The sequence below is a fragment of the Pontiella desulfatans genome (assembly GCF_900890425.1).
Classification (GTDB): Bacteria; Verrucomicrobiota; Kiritimatiellia; order Kiritimatiellales; family Pontiellaceae; genus Pontiella; species Pontiella desulfatans.
In genome coordinates, this window is record NZ_CAAHFG010000001.1 from 3,533,671 (window position 1) to 3,549,675 (window position 16,005).

The window sequence follows — 16,005 nt, forward strand, 5'->3', positions numbered from 1 at the left end:
CTGTTGCCACCAGCCCGGCTTCTGCTTAAACCTGTTTATCAATTTTCTCCCTTGGCTTCATTCTGCTTATGGTGCAGCAACGCCCGCATCTTTCCGACGGCAGTCGTATATTCCGGCTTCCGCGCCAAGTTAACGTGTTCGTCCGGATCGTTTTTTCGATCATAAAGTTCGTTGTTTTCCGGATCTCCGAGCCATTCGGTGTATCGCCACCGTTCGGTGTAGATGGATCGCCCGAGGTTTTCAGGTCCTTTCCCGCGGCTCGTGACACAATAGGCGGAGTCCTTGACCTTTGCTTCCGGATTTTTCAACAGCGGAACGAGACTCCGGCCCTGCAGCGCATGTCCTACGTCCAGCCCGCAGAGATCCTTTAGTGTCGGAAAAAGGTCAACCAGCTCTACGAGTGCCTGGGAGGTAGCCCCGTTCCCCGGCATTCCCGGCGCACGAATCATCAACGGAGTATTCGCGGAGGGTTCAAACAGCGTCGCCTTACCCCACAAAAAATGTTCTCCCAGCTGATAGCCGTGATCAGAAGTGACTATGATGATGGTGTCCTCAAACCGGCCCAGCTCCCTCATCCGCTGAAGCAACAGCCCGATTTGAGCATCTGCAAACGAAATGCAGGCATGATAGGCCTGAACATATTCAGCGGCGAGCAAATCGTTCGGCCGGGCAGGTTTAAACCCGTATGCAACGTACCGATTGTAGAGCGCAACTTCCGGAATATCGTCCCAGTCGTTGAGGGGATTCTGCATAATCGGAACCTCATTGAGCGGATACATATCAAAATAGCGTTTAGGCGCCCAGAACGGGACATGCGGTTTGTGAATGCCACAAGCCATAAAAAAGGGTTTGTCTCCGTAGGGCTTCTCTTCCAGCCACTGGATGATCTGCCGGACGTTTTTGCCATCTTTCAGCTTTTCGTCATCCACATCGACCCACCCCTTTGATTTCGGGTTTTGATTATGGATTTTATTCTTCTTAAACCAGGCTTCAAATTTTTCGCGATCCGCATCGTTTTTGATTTCACCATGTTTTTTCACATAGTCACGGCACCGAATCTCTTTCCCCACATTGATCTCATTGTTGAACAGCTCAAACTGATGCCACGATCCTTCGGGAGCGGGTTTCCACGGAGCATGCGTTATCTTCCCCACGCCAGCCGTCCAATAGCCCTTATCCTGAAACACCTGCGGCAGGATTTTAACCCCGGGCCGCGTATCTTGAAGCTTGGTCTCATTATCCAAAATGCGCGTGCTTTCCGGATAGAGCCCGCTCAAAAAAGAAGAGCGTGACGGCCCGCACACGGGATACTGCGCATAGGCCCGCTGAAAGTTAACCGACTCCGTCGCAAAGCGATCCATACAGGGGGTTTTGACCCCTTGAAACCCGTTGGCCTCCACGCGATTGCACAGGTCGTCGCAGACAATCAACAATACATTGGGAGGCGTGGATTCCGAAGCGCCCGCTCGGACCCCTTGCAACACCAAAAATGCAACCCAACCCAACAAACCCACTTTATTTGCGAAAAATCTCATCACCTCTCCACGGCAGTTATTCATTTATCTGGGAAACAGCAATCCGCTTGATCTCGCCTTTGATCCCTTTCTGAAGCGAAATGGGTTTCGGGGAAGTGCTCCGCGGCTTACCGAGCGTGAGGGGCGGCGGCACTTTACCCAACGGTTTGTAGTGATTCACAAACCACCCCGACTTTTCGGGGCGGCCATTCACTGACAGCGAAAACGAGGAAGAGGCGTTATCAAACTGAACCACCACATGTGCCCGTTTCCCAAGCACAGAAAGATCGTCTCGGGCAATGTATGAAAATTTCCGGTTGTGATAACAGAAGTTCACCTTTCCATCCTGAACATAAAGCCATATTCCGTTGCTATCCCGGGTCTGGTTCAGCACCACCCCATCGGATTCCGCCTCAAAATCGAGTTCAAACCGAACGATGCCATAGCTCAGGTCCACATTTTTATTTTGGGGGAGCACCACCTGCTTTTCCGGGGTAAACGTGACCGAACCGGGCGTGTGCGTGAACTCCTTCTCCTGCTCCACCTCCCAGCGGCCCGGACGCGGATCAGGCACATCGAGCGTGAAGCCGAGTTTTTTCTTTTCCTTCTCCAGATCCCTCAACAGTGCTTTGCGCCGCTCGCTATATTCGGGATGGTTGATCAGGTTGTTTTTTTCCAGCGGATCGGTCCGTAAATCATATAACTCATCCAAATCTTTACGAAGAGGCGTCGTTGAAAGAAGAAAGTCGGGCGTACGCCACGCCACAATGGTCGGGAGCAATGGTTGCAGATCCCGGTTGTAGTTATAGAGAAACCCTTCGCGCCACCCGGCCCTGTTTCCGGCAAAGAGCGGCAGCATTGAGCTTCCCTGAATCGACGGAGGAATCTTCGCACCTGCGAGTTCCAGCAACGTCGGGGCGAGATCGATATTCAACACCATCTCGTCAATCGTTGCTCCGGGCGCAATCCGTTCTGGGTAACGAATCACCATCGGGATGCGAATCGAATCGTCATACGCCACGCGTTTGTCGCTGCGCCCATGCTCGCCCAAAAGGTAGCCGTTATCACCGGCATAGACGATAAAGGTGTTATCCAGTTCGCCACGTTTTTCGAGCAGGTCAAGAATTTCGCCGATGCCTTCATCGACCGCTGCAACACACTGCAGATATTTTTTGCTGCGGCCGATGAATCCCGTCTTTTCATCCCAACCGAGCAGCTTCGTATTCGGTTCTGCAGATTCGAACTGCCCATTCACCATCACGGTCGGCCCCCAGGAAATCATTCCCTGCCACGCCGGCTTGCTTTCGCGGTTTTCCCTCAGCGTTTCCGGCGCGGGGAAATAGGCATCGGGGTACAGCTCTTTATGCCGCGTAGGCGGGTCGAACGGCTGGTGCACCGCCTTGTGCGACAGGTAGAGCATGAACGGCGCATCGCCGCGATCCATCTGAATGAACTCTTTCGCGTAGCGGTTCAGCACATCGGTCACATAGCCCGGCTCGCGAACCGGTGCTCCATTCACATTCAGGTTGTTGCCGACATACTTGCCCTGCCCCGAAAACATCGCCCAGAAATCAAATCCCGGGCGCGGATCATTGCCCTGCCCCATATGCCACTTGCCGATATATCCCGTATAATAGCCCGCATCGTGCAGATACTGCCCGAACGACGGAGTCTTCATCCAATCGCACTCGCGATGACTCTCGTTGTTCGAGACGCCATGCTTATGTGGATACATGCCAGTCAGAAACGATGCGCGCGAAGGCGCGCACATCGACAACGTCGTAAATGCGTTTTTAATATGCGCACCCTCATGACGCAGCCGATCCATATTCGGGGTTTTCAGAAAGGGATAAACCCCGGTAAACCCCATCGCATCCCAACGGTGGTCGTCCGTCAGGATAAACAAAATGTTCGGCCTGTCCTGAGCTTGTCGAAGCGGACGTTTCTCGCCGCCGCGCGCCGCGACCGAAGCAATCAGGAGCAGCCCGACAACAAGAAAACTTAACTTACTCAGAAGACGATTCATACCCACCCCGTTCCACTTCAACAACTGATATCTTCACATACAAAACCCCGCTTGTGCCCGAACATCCAGGCACAAACAGGGGCAATCCAAGTGAGACAACGATTCTTATTCTACCAGCAGTTTAATGAACAGTTCGTCGTCCGCGGTTCCAACCGCATTGGTGTAGCTGCCCAGCTCTCCGCTCTCGTCGGTGATCGCAACGGGCCCGGTATTGGTTCCCCAACTGCCCCCGGCCAGATTGCTGGTTGTGAGCACATAATACTGCAGGGCGTTGTCGCCAACTATCGAGAACAGGTAGTCCCCGGAATCAAACGAAGGCTGCGTTCCGATATCCCCCGAATTGGTCGGATTTCCGCCAAAGATATATTCGCCCCAGTCGGTGAGTTCATCGTTGTCCGCATTGGCGGATGGGTCGCCGGAAAGATCGTACTTATCGACAAACTTATCAAACCCGCTCGGGTCGACCACGACCGCGGAATAAACCAGCAACTCGGACTCACCCAGGGCCCGGGTGACCAGGCGAACCTCATCCATGTAGCGGACCGCCTGAGTGCTTGAAGGACCATTCAATAAAAAAGCATTCGTTGTATTCTGAATAGAGTTTACCCCGGCAATGGTTTTCTCAGCGCTCAACAGATCCCCACCATCGGTCAGGTTCTGGTAATAGAGCGTCACCGCCGTGTTGCTCACACCCGGTGTCACGACGGCTCCAATGTAATAATCAACCGACCCCGTAAAGGAGTTCGTTCCATCCAGCTTGGCCTTCCCGGTCGCCCAATTGGTGATGGCTGTATCCCATATCCCAAAGATAAGGTCACCCGTTCCTTCATGAAGCGTTACACGCCACTCTTCAGCCTTTGAAGCAACCACCTGAAAACCATTCCCTGTCGTTGGCGTTACAAACGCTTCGAACGAAAAGGCGTTAGATCCGAAATCGAACAGGTTCGTATCGTCAACGGACCAGTGATTCCCCTTGGCATTAAAAAAAGAAACCCCGGCGTTCGTCACCCCGCTCTGAGGGATGGTCGGCAAATACACGCCGTCGCCGGTGGAAGGACGAGCCACTCCCTTTGGATAGTCGGCACCGCCAGTAGGAGCCCCCGCAATCAGCTGCGTCAGGTCCAATCCGTTTCCGCTGGAATCATTCGTAACGGCGCCCGGTTCGAAACGCCAATAGCCGAGTTCGGGCACTGTCGCAAGCAACTCGGACCGGCTCAGCGCCCCGGAGCTCAGGCGCACCTCATCCATGTAGCGGACAGCCTTGTTGTTTGCAGGACCATTCAGCAAGAAAGAATTCGTTGTGTTCTGAATGGCAGTCACCCCGGCGATGGTTCTCTCAGCGCTCAACAGATCCCCGCCATCGGTCAGGTTCTGGTAATAGAGCGTTACCGCAGTATTGCTCACACCCGGTGTCACGACGGCTCCAATATAATAATCAACCGATCCCGTAAAAGAGGTCGTCCCATCCAGCCTGGCCTGCGCAGTCGCCCAGTTGCTGATGGCTGTATCCCATACCCACAGGATAAGATCGCCAGTTAGTTCATTAACCGTTACGCGCCACTCTTCTCCCTTTGAAGCAACAATTTGAAACCCACTCCCTGTCGTTGGCGTCATAAACGCTTCGAATGAAAAGGCGTTGGTTCCGAAATCAAACAGGTTTGTATCGGCAACGGCCCAATGGTTCCCCTTGGCACTGAAAAAAGAAACCCCGGCGTTCGTCACGCCGCTCTGAGGGATAGTCGGCAGATACGAGCCTTCTCCGGACTCATTACGATCCACCCCTTTTGGGAAGTCGATACCGGCTCCGCCAGAGGCACCCACAATCAGCTGCGTCACATCCAACCCGTTCCCGCTGGAATCATTCGTAACAGCACCCGGCTCGAAACGCCAGAATCCCACCGTCCCTGCACTCAACTGAGCTGCCGCACAACCAACCAGCCCGAACAAGGCTGCTTTTCTGAATAACGATCTCATCTCATTCTCCTTTTGCTTATGTTTTTGCAACACGCTCCGATGGCGCTGCACCTATCATTCGAGCGTTTAAGATAACAATGGAATGGGGCCGAAAACAGGAACGTTATGTTGAATGCGGGTGTTGATATGTTTATTCAGCGACAATTTTCGGAACGCTGGGGTTTTCATCCAGTCACATTCGCGGTGGCTCTCGTTGTTCGAGACGCCATGCTTGTGCGGATACATCCCGGTCAGAAACGAGGCCCGCGAGGGCGCGCACATCGAGAGCGTCACATACGCGTTTTTCATATACGCGCCCTCGGCGCGCAGCCGATCCATATTCGGGGTTTTCAGAAAGGGATAAACCCCGGTAAACCCCATCGCATCCCAACGGTGATCATCCGTCAGGATAAACAGGATATTCGGCCTGTCCTGAGCTTGTCGAAGCGGACGTTTCTCTCCGCCCCGCGCGGCGACCGAAGTCATCAGGACAAACCCGATAACAAGAAAACTTAATTTACTCAAAAAACGATTCATATCCACTCCATTCAACTTCAACAAATGACCAAATATCCCCTTATTAAACAGTAGCCAGTCGAAGCTGTTTTTTGACCGCAAAGACGCGAAGATTCAAAGGGATAGAGCCTGCATTCCCCCTAAACCTTACAGAGAGGCTTTGCGCTCGGATTCGGTTGCCCGGATGCTCTGGAATTGCGCCTTCAGCTGCTCAACCACTTCGGGGAACTGGTCGATCACGTTGTTGCTCTCCATCGGATCTTTATCAAGCTGATAGAGACCGGGTGCCAATTCTTTTTTGTTTGAACGCTTGATCAGAAGCTCCGACATTTCATCATTTCGTCCTTCAATGTATTTCCAGTTGTCCATACACAGCGCCTTAACCCCATGCACGTTATTCAACACGGCATGCTTACGCATCGGGCCGGCGTGGTTGCAACGCGAAATTTCATCGGCAAAGCTGAAGCTGTCGGGCGCATCGTCGAACCCGCTGACCGGCTTGCCGGTCACGATATGCTGGAGCGTGGAATAGATATCCGCCAAGCTGACGAGGCGGTCCGACACCTGCCCCGCTTGCACCTGCCCCGGCCAGCGTACGATAAACGGAACCCGCACGCCGCCTTCCCAGATGGTATGTTTATCGCCCCTGCGCTCGCCATTGATCTTCAACCCGGCATCGATCGCGAACCGCTCCGGCCGGCCCTTACCGCCGGTATCGCTACCGTTGTCGGCCGAAAAGATAAACAGCGTATTATCCAGCTCGCCGGCATAAGCCAGCGCATCCATCACTTCGCCGACGGAGTGATCCAGCTCCTGAATAAAGTCGCCATAAGCACCGACCGGACTGGTGCCGCGGAACTGGGCAGACGGCTCAATCGGATGATGCACTGCAGCGGCGGCAAAATAGAGAAACATCGGCTGATCAGGATATTCCTCAATAGAGGATCGTATCCATTTGCGGGCGCGGGCGTTGAGATCCTGCGTCACCTTTTCCCGCTGTCGCTGCGGCGCATCGTAGCCGGCATACTGGCTGCCGTAAAAACTCTTGGAATACGGATTCACCCGGCGCGAACGCAATCCATAAATCCCGTCGTTTTCCATGTAGATGCGCGTTTGGTCGTCCAAGTTGTTAGGCAGTCCAAAATGATAGTGAAAGCCGATATCGTTCGGTCCCGGCGAAACATGTTCAAGCGCGGCATAATTACGCGTCTTAACCTCACGAGTGTAGCCCAGATGCCACTTACCAATGTGCGCCGTACGGTAGCCCTGCTCCTGAAGCATCATCGCCACCGTGCGCCGTCCCTCTTCGATCAGCAGCGGATCGCCGGGGTTCACCACGCCGGACTTGAGCCGCCCACGCCAGGCATAGCGCCCGGTCAACATCGCATAGCGCGTCGGCGAACAGACCGAACCCGGCGCATAGGCCTCGGTGAAGAGCATGCCGTCCTTCGCCAGCTGATTGAGGCGTGGCGTCCGCACCAACTGCTCATCTGCGCCGTAGGCGTTGATGCACCCCGTCCCGAAGTCGTCAGCCAGAAATACGACAATATTCGGCTTATCGGTACGCTTTTTGCCAGAGGCCGGAATCCTGTTTTCACCCGGCACCACCTGCCCTGTTGAAATCAGAGCCGGAAACACCAACAAACCCAATAGTACGCATTTCATATTCCTCGGTTTCATCATCTCAACCCCTCATTTCTTCGCTTTTTTATTTTTCTTATTTTTCCCCGCAACCCACTGTTTTGATCCTTCGGAGGGATCGCCCATTTCCGCGAACCAGGCATGGTATAGGTTCTGCAGTTCCTGCAGCTTCTCGGGATGCGCATCCTTGAGATTATTGGCCTCGGCAATATCGTTCGATAGATCGTAGAGACCAACCTTTCCGAGGGTGAATACAAGTTTCCAGTCCCCCTTCCTGACCGCCCACTTGCCATCACTGCCGCCGCACCAGTAAAGCGCATCGTGGATCTTTTTGCTTTTCCCGGTCAGTGCCGGAAGGATGTTTTTTCCATCGAAAGGTTTGGAGCCGGGCAGTGCCTCCAGCCCCGCAGCAACCAGCGAGGTTGGCAGAATATCCGTCGACCAAACCGGCACATCGCACGTGGTTCCCGCCTGTAACCTGCCTGGCCACGAAACAATGAAGGGAACGCGGATACCGCCTTCACGGACCTGATGTTTAGCGCCGCTCAGCGGAGCGTTACTGGCTTTCATCCCGTAGTCACCCCCGTTGTCGCTCAGGTAAAAAATGAGTGTGTTTTCATACACGCCGGCCTCTTTCAGCGCCTTGACGATTTCGCCAACGCCGAGGTCGAGATGGTAAAGCATCGCCATAAGAATATCTCGCTTCTCATCGCCCGTGTTATACCGTGCGATATCCTCCGCCGGTGCTTGCGCGGGCGAATGCACTGCGTTGTAGGCCACGTAGGCAAAGAACGGCCCGTCGCTTTCGCGCTTGATAAAATTGACGGCCTCCCGGGTGATGAGAGTCGTCAGATAGCCCTCCTCATTCTCCGCAGCATCCAGGTTCCGATAGATTGGGTGCACCCGTCCTTTATCCGTCTTCGGTTTCAGATGAAAGTAGTCATGCGCCCCGCGTTCCATAAAACCGTAGAAATAGTCGAACCCACGATTGAGCGCGTGATAGTCCATCGTCAGACCAAGGTGCCATTTCCCGAACGCACCGCTGCGGTAGCCCCCCTGCTTCAAGTGCATCGGGAACCAGGTTTCATCGAGCGGCATGCCCGATCCGCCCTGCCGGGCGGTATAAATTCCGAATCGTTGCTGATAGCGGCCGGTGATCAGCCCGGCGCGCGTCGGCGAGCAGACGTAGCCCGAGGCATAGCCCGCCGAGCAGACGACGCCCGATTTTGCCAGCTGATCAATGTTCGGCGTCTGGACCTCCTTTGGAGAGTGAGGATTATAGCTCACATCGGCATAGCCCTGATCGTCCGAAACAATCACAACAATATTCGGTCTGGAATCCCCAGCCCCTGCTGATAACGAAACCAACACGCCTGCGATGAATAAATAAATTACTTTTTTCATAAACCACTCCTTTGCGGATAGATCGAGGCCTTCCATTGCCTGAGCGTTTTTAAATATTTCTCGGCGACCTCCGGATAAGTGCCGGCCAGATCGTTCGACTCCGAGAGATCTTCGTCCAAGTTGTAGAGGCGAACCGTATCCCCCTGAAGGTGCGCCTTCCACTGCCGGTCGCGCAATGCGAGCCATTTGCGATTATCGCTCCACAAGAGCGTTTTCTCCCGGGTTTGCGGGGTGCCAAGCCATGCCTCGCTAAGATCTTCGCCATCGATCCCTTTCGGAGCAGCCGCGCCGACCAGCTCGGCAAGCGTGGGCATTAAATCAACGCCGCAAAACAGCGTATCACGGTCAATGCCGGGTTTAATTTTCGCAGGCCAACGTATGAAAAACGGAACGTGAATGCCCCCGTCATGCAATGCAAATTTTCGATCCCGATAGGGTCCGGCGGAGCCGACACAGTTCATCAGGGCCGGATCTTTCTTAAACCGCGGAACGATCTTGTCCCAATCCCCAATTTTCAAGACCGGCGCCGGACCGTTGTCGCTTGTGAAAATCACGATCGTATTTTCCTCAAGCCCGAGTTCAGCGAGGCTGTCGAGCAGACGGCCAATCTCTTTATCGACGGCGGTCACATCCGCACAATAAGCGCGCATGGCCTTCTGCACATTTCCATGCTTGGCAATAAACTCCAGAAATTCGCGCTGCAGCGGAAATTCGAAATCATCAATCGACACCTCCAGATCCTTATAAACCGCCTTTTGTTCGGGGGTGGGCTTCAATACGGCGTGGGTGTTATGCACCCAGAGGTTGATAAAAAAGGGCTGATCCTTTTTTCGCGTCATAAAATCGATGGAAAGATCCACATAGCGGGCCGCCGTCCTTTCGCGGTGATGCTTTTGCTTCATCTCCTTATCCGTCCATACCGCCCCGGTGCTCTGCGTGCCAAAATTCTCGTCGATACCATAGTCGGCGGGCGGCGGCGCACCCTTTTTGTGACCCATATGCCACTTTCCGAAGTGGGCGATGGCATAGCCCGCCTCTTTCAACATGCTCGTCAGCGTGGGCCGATCCGCAGAAAGAATCCATTTGTTCGCGTTAAATTCCTTGGCCGGATAGACCCCGCTCATAAACGCCGCCCGACTGGGCGAGCACCAGGATGCAGCGGCATACGCCTGTTCGAGCTGGAGCCCTTCGTTCGCCAACCGGTCGATGTTGGGTGACTGAACATAGGGATGACCCGTCACCGCCAAATCCCCGTAGCCCAGATCATCCGTCAGAATAAAAATAATATTCGGCTTGTTCGGGGATGCCCCTTGTCCAGCCGCCTCAGCGGCAGGCACGGAAGAAGCCGCGATGCCCGCCCCGCAAAGCAGAGCAACGCCCATTAATAACTGTGCGCATTTCAACCTGTTTTTCTTCATAACATCCCTCTGTTTACTGTTTTAAATTTTTCTTTTTCTTGCCGCCTGCTTTGGGTCTCGATGCCCCTTTCGGATAGATCGTGGCCCTCCATTGATTGAGCGTTTTAAAATATTTCGCGGCAATCTCCGGATACGCGCCAGCCAGGTCGTTGGACTCCGAGAGATCTTCGTCCAGGTTGTAGAGGCGAATCGTATCCCCCTGAAGATGCGCCTTCCACTGCCGGTCACGCAATGCGAGCCATGCGGAAGTATCGCTCCACAAGAGCGCTTTCTCCCGGGCTTGCGGAGCGCCAAGCCACGCCGCGCTGAGATCTTCGCCATCCATCCCCTCCGGAGCGGACGCACCGACCAGTCCGGCAAGCGTGGGCATCAAATCAACGCCGCAAAACACCGTATTGCGGTCGATACCGGGTTTAATTTTCGCAGGCCAGCGTATGAAAAACGGGACGTGAATCCCCCCGTCATGCAATGCGATTTTTCGATCCCGATAGGGTCCGGCGGAGCCGAGACTGTTCATCAAGTTCGGATCTTTCTTATACCGCGGGACAATCTGATCCCATTCCCCAACCTTCAACAACGGAGCCGGGCCATTATCGCTCGAAAAAACCACGATCGTATTTTCCTCAAGCCCAAGTTCAGCGAGGCTGTCGAGCAGACGACCAATCTCTTTGTCGACGGCGGTCACATCCGCACAAAAAGCACGCATGGCCTTCTGCACATTTCCATGCTTAGCAACAAACTCCATAAATTCGCGCTGCAGCGGATATTCGAAATCATCGATCGACACCTCAAGATCCTTGTAAACCGCCAATTGTTCCGGGGTCGGTTTCAGGACGGCATGGGGGTTATGCACCCAGAGGTTGATAAAAAAGGGCTGATCCTTTTTCCGCGTCATAAAATCAATAGAGAGATCCACATAGCGGGCCGCCGTTTTTTCGCGGTGATGCTTTTGCTTCATCTCCTTGTCCGTCCATACCGCTCCGGTGCTCTGCTTGCCGAAATTCTCGTCGATACCATAGTCGGTGGGCGGCGGCGCCCCCTTTTTGTGACCCATATGCCACTTTCCGAAGTGAGCGGTGGCATAGCCCGCCTCTTTCAGCATGCTCGTCAGCGTGGGCCGATCCGCGGAAAGCACTCTGGTCTTATTAAACTCCCGTGCCGGATAGACCCCGTTCATGAACGCCGCCCGACTGGGCGAGCACCAGGCCGCAGCGGTATACGCCTGTTCCAGCTGGAGACCTTCGTTCGCCAACCGGTCGATGTTGGGTGACTGAACATAGGGATGCCCCATCACCGCCAGGTCGCCATAACCCAAATCATCCGTCAGAACGAAAATGATATTCGGTTTTTCCGCAAATGCACCGCAAACAAATGCATATGCTCCCAGCGCTATAAGGCTTTGCAACCAACGTTTTCTCATGCTTTCTCCCATTTTTTTATTTTAGATTTGGGTGCTTCGAATTTAGGATTTCCTGCCGTTCGAACCTATCCGGTGAGCACTGCAGATTAGTGCTTGCGTGAAAAGGAGCGCGTTCTTGTTTGATCCAGCAGTGCCTGCATTTTCTTTGCGACTTCGGGATTTGCCTCAATCAGATTATTGTCCTCGTGCGGATCTTTTTCCAAATCATACAGAGCTCTGGTGTTCTGGCAGGTTGTACCGGGAGGATCCATTTTTTTGCCTTTTATCGGCACCTCTGCCCCTTCGATGTATTTCCAATTCCCGAGCGTAAGAGCAAAGGTTCCGGCTCCGCTGTGCGTAATGCAGGTTGCGAGCGCATCGCGATCAACGGGCTTGCCGTAAAAGGTATCCAGCACGCTCACACTGTCCTCTGCGCCAAGCTCTTTGGCGGGGGTTTCAATATGCAGCAGCTCGGCCAGTGTGGCGGTCATATCCACCAGGCTTATTTTGTCGTCATTCACCGTACCCGCTTTAACATGCCCCGGCCAGGAGACGATGAAAGGCACGCGGGTTCCTCCCTCAAGCGGATCCTGCTTCCCGCCTCGATAAATACCATTCACTTCCGCGCCAGCCTGCCGCATCTGGGTCACCTGGCTTTTCAGCTTCCAAACACCTGGGACCTCGCGCGTCCACTCCTTGATTTCGTCTCCGTAAACACCCCCGTTATCACTCGAGAAGATGAACAGGGTGTTCTCGAGCCGACCGCTCTTTTCAAAGGCCTTTACCACCTCGCCGAGACTCCAGTCCAGATCCTGAATAAACTCTGCAAACGGCCCGGCCGCCAACGTGCCCTTAAAGCGCTTGGACGGGGTGACCGGAGCATGTACCGCCGGTGCGGCAAAATACAAAAACACGGGCTGATCGTCCGGCTGCTGATTGAGCCACTCGGCCGCCTTTTCCGTCAGGACATCCATGACCTCGTCATCGACCCGCTGCGGAGCATCCACGCCCATCCAAGCTTTTCCGTATGGCGACTTGCCTTCAATTTCAATTTTATCGAAGGACCTGCGCCCGTACACTTCATGGTTCTCCATATAGATCCCGGTGTAATCTCCATGGTTTTGCGGAAGGCCGAAGAAGTAGTCGAAGCCGATCGAAAGCGGCCCTTTCGTAATCGGTTTAAAATACCTTTCCGGATCGGCACGTTTCCCCTCTTGCTTACCAAAGCCCAGATGCCACTTCCCGATTACAGCGGTGCGGTAGCCATCATCCTTCAGCATCTGCGGGAGCGTAAATCGCCCCTCATCAATAAGCAGCCGGTCACAGACGTTGACGACCCCGCGCCTCATCCCGGTTCGCCAGCAATACCGCCCCGTAAGCAGGCCGTAGCGGGTCGGGGTGCACACCGCAGCCGGTGCATACGCCTGCGTGAATCGCATGCCCTTTTCTGCCAACCTATTCATATGGGGCGTTTTAAGCACTGATTCGGGAGTTCCATAACAGTTGGAGCTGCCGTAGCCATAATCGTCTGCCAGAAAAATAACGATGTTGGGTTTCTTCTGCGCGGCGACCGCTGCCACCGCAGCCAGTGCGCCCGCGGCGATTATTGTCCGTATTCCTTTTGTGGTTCTACTCATCTCATTCTCCCTTTAAGTTGCGTTATTTTTTCTGCTTAAATTCCCTGTGTCTTCACGGTCAACGATCCGATATTTAATCCCTGACGGAGTACAATGCATCCTCATAAGCAAAAAACGTCCGATTGGGCTTTTCACCCATCGTGAATTCCAGCCGCCCACCGCTGACAACGTCCCGATGCGAAATAAATGGCTCTTTCAGCGGTTCGCCGTTCAACTGCACCGACTGGATGTATTTATTTTCGGGGGAATTATTCGTGGCCACAACCTCGAAGGTCTTCCCGCCGGGCAGCGCGATGGATACCGCGTCAAAGATCGGCCGACCCAGCGAGTAAACCGGATCGCCCGGGCAGAAGGAATAGAATCCGATCGCATTTAGAATATACCAGGCCGACATCTGCCCGCAGTCCTCGTTTCCGGCGACCCCGTTGGGGTCATTAAAATAGAGGGTTGAAAGAACCTGATCCACCAGTTCCTGCGTTTTCCACGACTGCCCGACAAAGTTATACAGATGCGCAATATGATGACTCGGTTCATTGCCGTGCGCGTATTGGCCGATCAGCCCGCTGATATCACTGGAGACATGATCGCCGGTCAGCCTGGAGTCCGTGCTGAACAGCTCATCAAGTTTAGCCGTGAACGCATCCGTGCCGCCCATCAGTTCGACCAGGCCGTTCACATCATGGGGAACAAACCAGGTCCACTGCCAAGCATTGCCCTCACAGTATTCATCTCTCCGATGCTTGGAAAACCTGGGATCAAACGGCGTCTTCCACGAACCGTCCCGGTTTTTTCCGCGCATGAAACCGGTTCCGGCATCAAAATAGGTTTTGTAGCGCCCCGCCCGCTCTTGGTAGAGGGCAATGTCCTCCGTCTTGCCCAGCGCGGTCGCCATCTGCAACATGCACCAGTCGTTGTAGGCATATTCCAGCGCCTTGGATACCGACTCGTTTTCCAGATCGCAGGGGATAAAACCAAGCGTATCGTTATAGAACTTCGCGCGCGGATTGAGCTTTTCCCTTTTTCTCTCCGACGCATAAAGAAAATCGTCGTTTTCACGATAGTGAATCGAGGCCTTCATCGCCTCATAGGCTTTTTCCACATCAAAATCGCGGCACCCTTTCATATATGCATCCACAATCACACTGATCGCATGCGATCCGATCATGGTGCCGGTCAGGTTGGCGTTGAGTTCCCACTTCGGCAGGATGCCGGCCTGATCATATTTATCCAGCAGGGAGCGGATGAACGCCGCGTTCGTATCCGGCTCCGTGATGGTGAGTAGCGGATGAAACGCACGGAACGTATCCCACAAGGAAAAGATCGTATAGATCGGCTCGTCCTCCGACTGATAAATGCGCTGATCCGTTCCGCGGTAGCGACCATCCGCATCCGTAAAAATGTACGGACTGAGCGCCGTGTGATAGAGGGCGCTATAAAACATGGCACGTTGGTCCGCGCTTCCACCCTGAACCGCGATGCGGTTCAGTTGCTGTTCCCAACGCTTTTTTGCAGCCGCGCGAACGGCATCGAAATCCCACCCGGCAATCTCCGACTCAACATTGTTGCGGGCGCCCGCATAGTCGACGCTCGAAACACCGACCTTCACTTTCAGCAGATGATCGGCGAGTCCGGGGAACCGGAGAACCGCTTTCACATCCTGGCCGGCCGTCGCCCACTTCCCATTAAACGGCTTCCCGTTTTTATAAAGCGTGGCTTTAAAGGGCTGGCTGAATTTTGCGTGAAAATAGAGATGTGAATTTTCAGCCCAGCCCCGCTTGCGGCGGTAGCCCTCCACTTCGCGATCATTGATCACGCGAAGTTCTACAAATTCATACCGCCAATAATCCTCTTGGAGACAATGGCTCATATCAACGAGCAGACCGGCCTCTTTATCGCCTTCAAATGAATACCGATGAAAGCCGGCCCGAGTAGACGCGGTCAGCTCGGCATCCACCTCATAGTCGTCCAGATGCACCCGGTAATAGCCGGGCTCCGCCTTTTCACGATCGTGACTGAAGCGCGAGCGATAGCCCGCGTCTGGATCCTCGGGCGTTCCTTTGTCGAGTTTCACCTCACCGGCAAACGGCATAAACAGAAAATCGCCCATATCGGCGATCCCGGTTCCGCTCAGATGGGTATGGGTAAACCCAAGGATCGATTCATCGGAATCATGATAACCGGCACAAGCATCCCAGCCAAACACTCGCGTATCCGGGCTAAGCTGCACCATTCCATTGGGCGTGGTGGCCCCGGGAAAGGTATGGCCGTGCCCCCCGGTTCCGATAAACGGATTGACCTGTTCAAATGCGCTTTGCGCCCTCAAGCCAGAACTCAGGCAACAAATCGCACCGATCCCGTAAATCACTCTCCACCGTTTAAACCCCGAATACACTTTCTTCATAACACGCTCCGATTAACTCCCGCAATGGGATGACATTCTGTAAAAAAGCCCCCCCTTCATGTGCAACACCAGCCGGAACGCACGAAAGGATCGGCC

Annotated in this window: 10 protein-coding genes; all 10 read right to left on the minus strand. The window is 54.2% G+C overall.

Features of this window, described 5'->3' with window-relative positions; all coding sequences use genetic code 11:
• Positions 1-38: 38 nt before the first annotated feature.
• Positions 39-1,535: a sulfatase gene (locus E9954_RS12420; protein ID WP_168442203.1), complete on the minus strand. Its 1,497-nt coding sequence runs from the start codon at positions 1,533-1,535 to the stop codon at positions 39-41.
• 16 nt (positions 1,536-1,551) lie between these two features.
• Entirely contained in the window at positions 1,552-3,540 is a 1,989-nt protein-coding gene (locus E9954_RS12425; RefSeq protein WP_136079485.1) for a sulfatase-like hydrolase/transferase, read from the minus strand.
• Between the two features lie 105 nt (positions 3,541-3,645).
• The gene (locus E9954_RS12430; protein ID WP_136079486.1) at positions 3,646-5,514 is read right to left on the minus strand and encodes a hypothetical protein; all 1,869 of its coding nucleotides are present in this window, start codon (positions 5,512-5,514) and stop codon (positions 3,646-3,648) included.
• A 66-nt stretch (positions 5,515-5,580) separates the two neighbouring features.
• The gene (locus E9954_RS12435; protein WP_136079487.1) at positions 5,581-6,030 is read right to left on the minus strand and encodes a sulfatase-like hydrolase/transferase; all 450 of its coding nucleotides are present in this window, start codon (positions 6,028-6,030) and stop codon (positions 5,581-5,583) included.
• A gap of 126 nt (positions 6,031-6,156) precedes the next feature.
• Positions 6,157-7,674 carry a sulfatase-like hydrolase/transferase gene (locus E9954_RS12440; protein WP_168442204.1) on the minus strand — a complete coding sequence of 506 codons (1,518 nt, stop codon included), beginning with the start codon at positions 7,672-7,674 and terminating at the stop codon, positions 6,157-6,159.
• Positions 7,675-7,701: 27 nt separating this feature from the next.
• Positions 7,702-9,054, minus strand: coding sequence for a sulfatase-like hydrolase/transferase (locus E9954_RS12445; protein WP_168442205.1), 1,353 nt, complete (start codon positions 9,052-9,054; stop codon positions 7,702-7,704).
• On the minus strand, positions 9,051-10,472 hold the full coding sequence (locus tag E9954_RS12450) for a sulfatase family protein (protein ID WP_136079490.1): 1,422 nt from the start codon (positions 10,470-10,472) through the stop codon (positions 9,051-9,053). The genes E9954_RS12445 and E9954_RS12450 overlap by 4 nt, the downstream gene beginning before the upstream one ends.
• Positions 10,473-10,485: 13 nt before the next feature.
• Entirely contained in the window at positions 10,486-11,892 is a 1,407-nt protein-coding gene (locus E9954_RS12455) for a sulfatase family protein (RefSeq protein ID WP_168442206.1), read from the minus strand.
• Between the two features lie 86 nt (positions 11,893-11,978).
• Positions 11,979-13,508, minus strand: coding sequence for a sulfatase-like hydrolase/transferase (locus E9954_RS12460; protein WP_136079492.1), 1,530 nt, complete (start codon positions 13,506-13,508; stop codon positions 11,979-11,981).
• 73 nt (positions 13,509-13,581) lie between these two features.
• Positions 13,582-15,909: a GH92 family glycosyl hydrolase gene (locus tag E9954_RS12465; protein ID WP_136079493.1), complete on the minus strand. Its 2,328-nt coding sequence runs from the start codon at positions 15,907-15,909 to the stop codon at positions 13,582-13,584.
• Positions 15,910-16,005 lie beyond the last annotated feature (96 nt).

Coding starts and splice junctions, on each gene's coding strand:
- E9954_RS12430 (WP_136079486.1), bottom strand. CDS start 5,514: ATGAGATCGTTATTCAGAAAAGCAGCCTTGTTCGGGCTGGTTGGTTGT.
- E9954_RS12455 (WP_168442206.1), bottom strand. CDS start 11,892: ATGAGAAAACGTTGGTTGCAAAGCCTTATAGCGCTGGGAGCATATGCA.
- E9954_RS12450 (WP_136079490.1), bottom strand. CDS start 10,472: ATGAAGAAAAACAGGTTGAAATGCGCACAGTTATTAATGGGCGTTGCT.
- E9954_RS12460 (WP_136079492.1), bottom strand. CDS start 13,508: ATGAGTAGAACCACAAAAGGAATACGGACAATAATCGCCGCGGGCGCA.
- E9954_RS12445 (WP_168442205.1), bottom strand. CDS start 9,054: ATGAAAAAAGTAATTTATTTATTCATCGCAGGCGTGTTGGTTTCGTTA.
- E9954_RS12425 (WP_136079485.1), bottom strand. CDS start 3,540: ATGAATCGTCTTCTGAGTAAGTTAAGTTTTCTTGTTGTCGGGCTGCTC.
- E9954_RS12465 (WP_136079493.1), bottom strand. CDS start 15,909: ATGAAGAAAGTGTATTCGGGGTTTAAACGGTGGAGAGTGATTTACGGG.
- E9954_RS12435 (WP_136079487.1), bottom strand. CDS start 6,030: ATGAATCGTTTTTTGAGTAAATTAAGTTTTCTTGTTATCGGGTTTGTC.
- E9954_RS12420 (WP_168442203.1), bottom strand. CDS start 1,535: ATGAGATTTTTCGCAAATAAAGTGGGTTTGTTGGGTTGGGTTGCATTT.
- E9954_RS12440 (WP_168442204.1), bottom strand. CDS start 7,674: ATGAAATGCGTACTATTGGGTTTGTTGGTGTTTCCGGCTCTGATTTCA.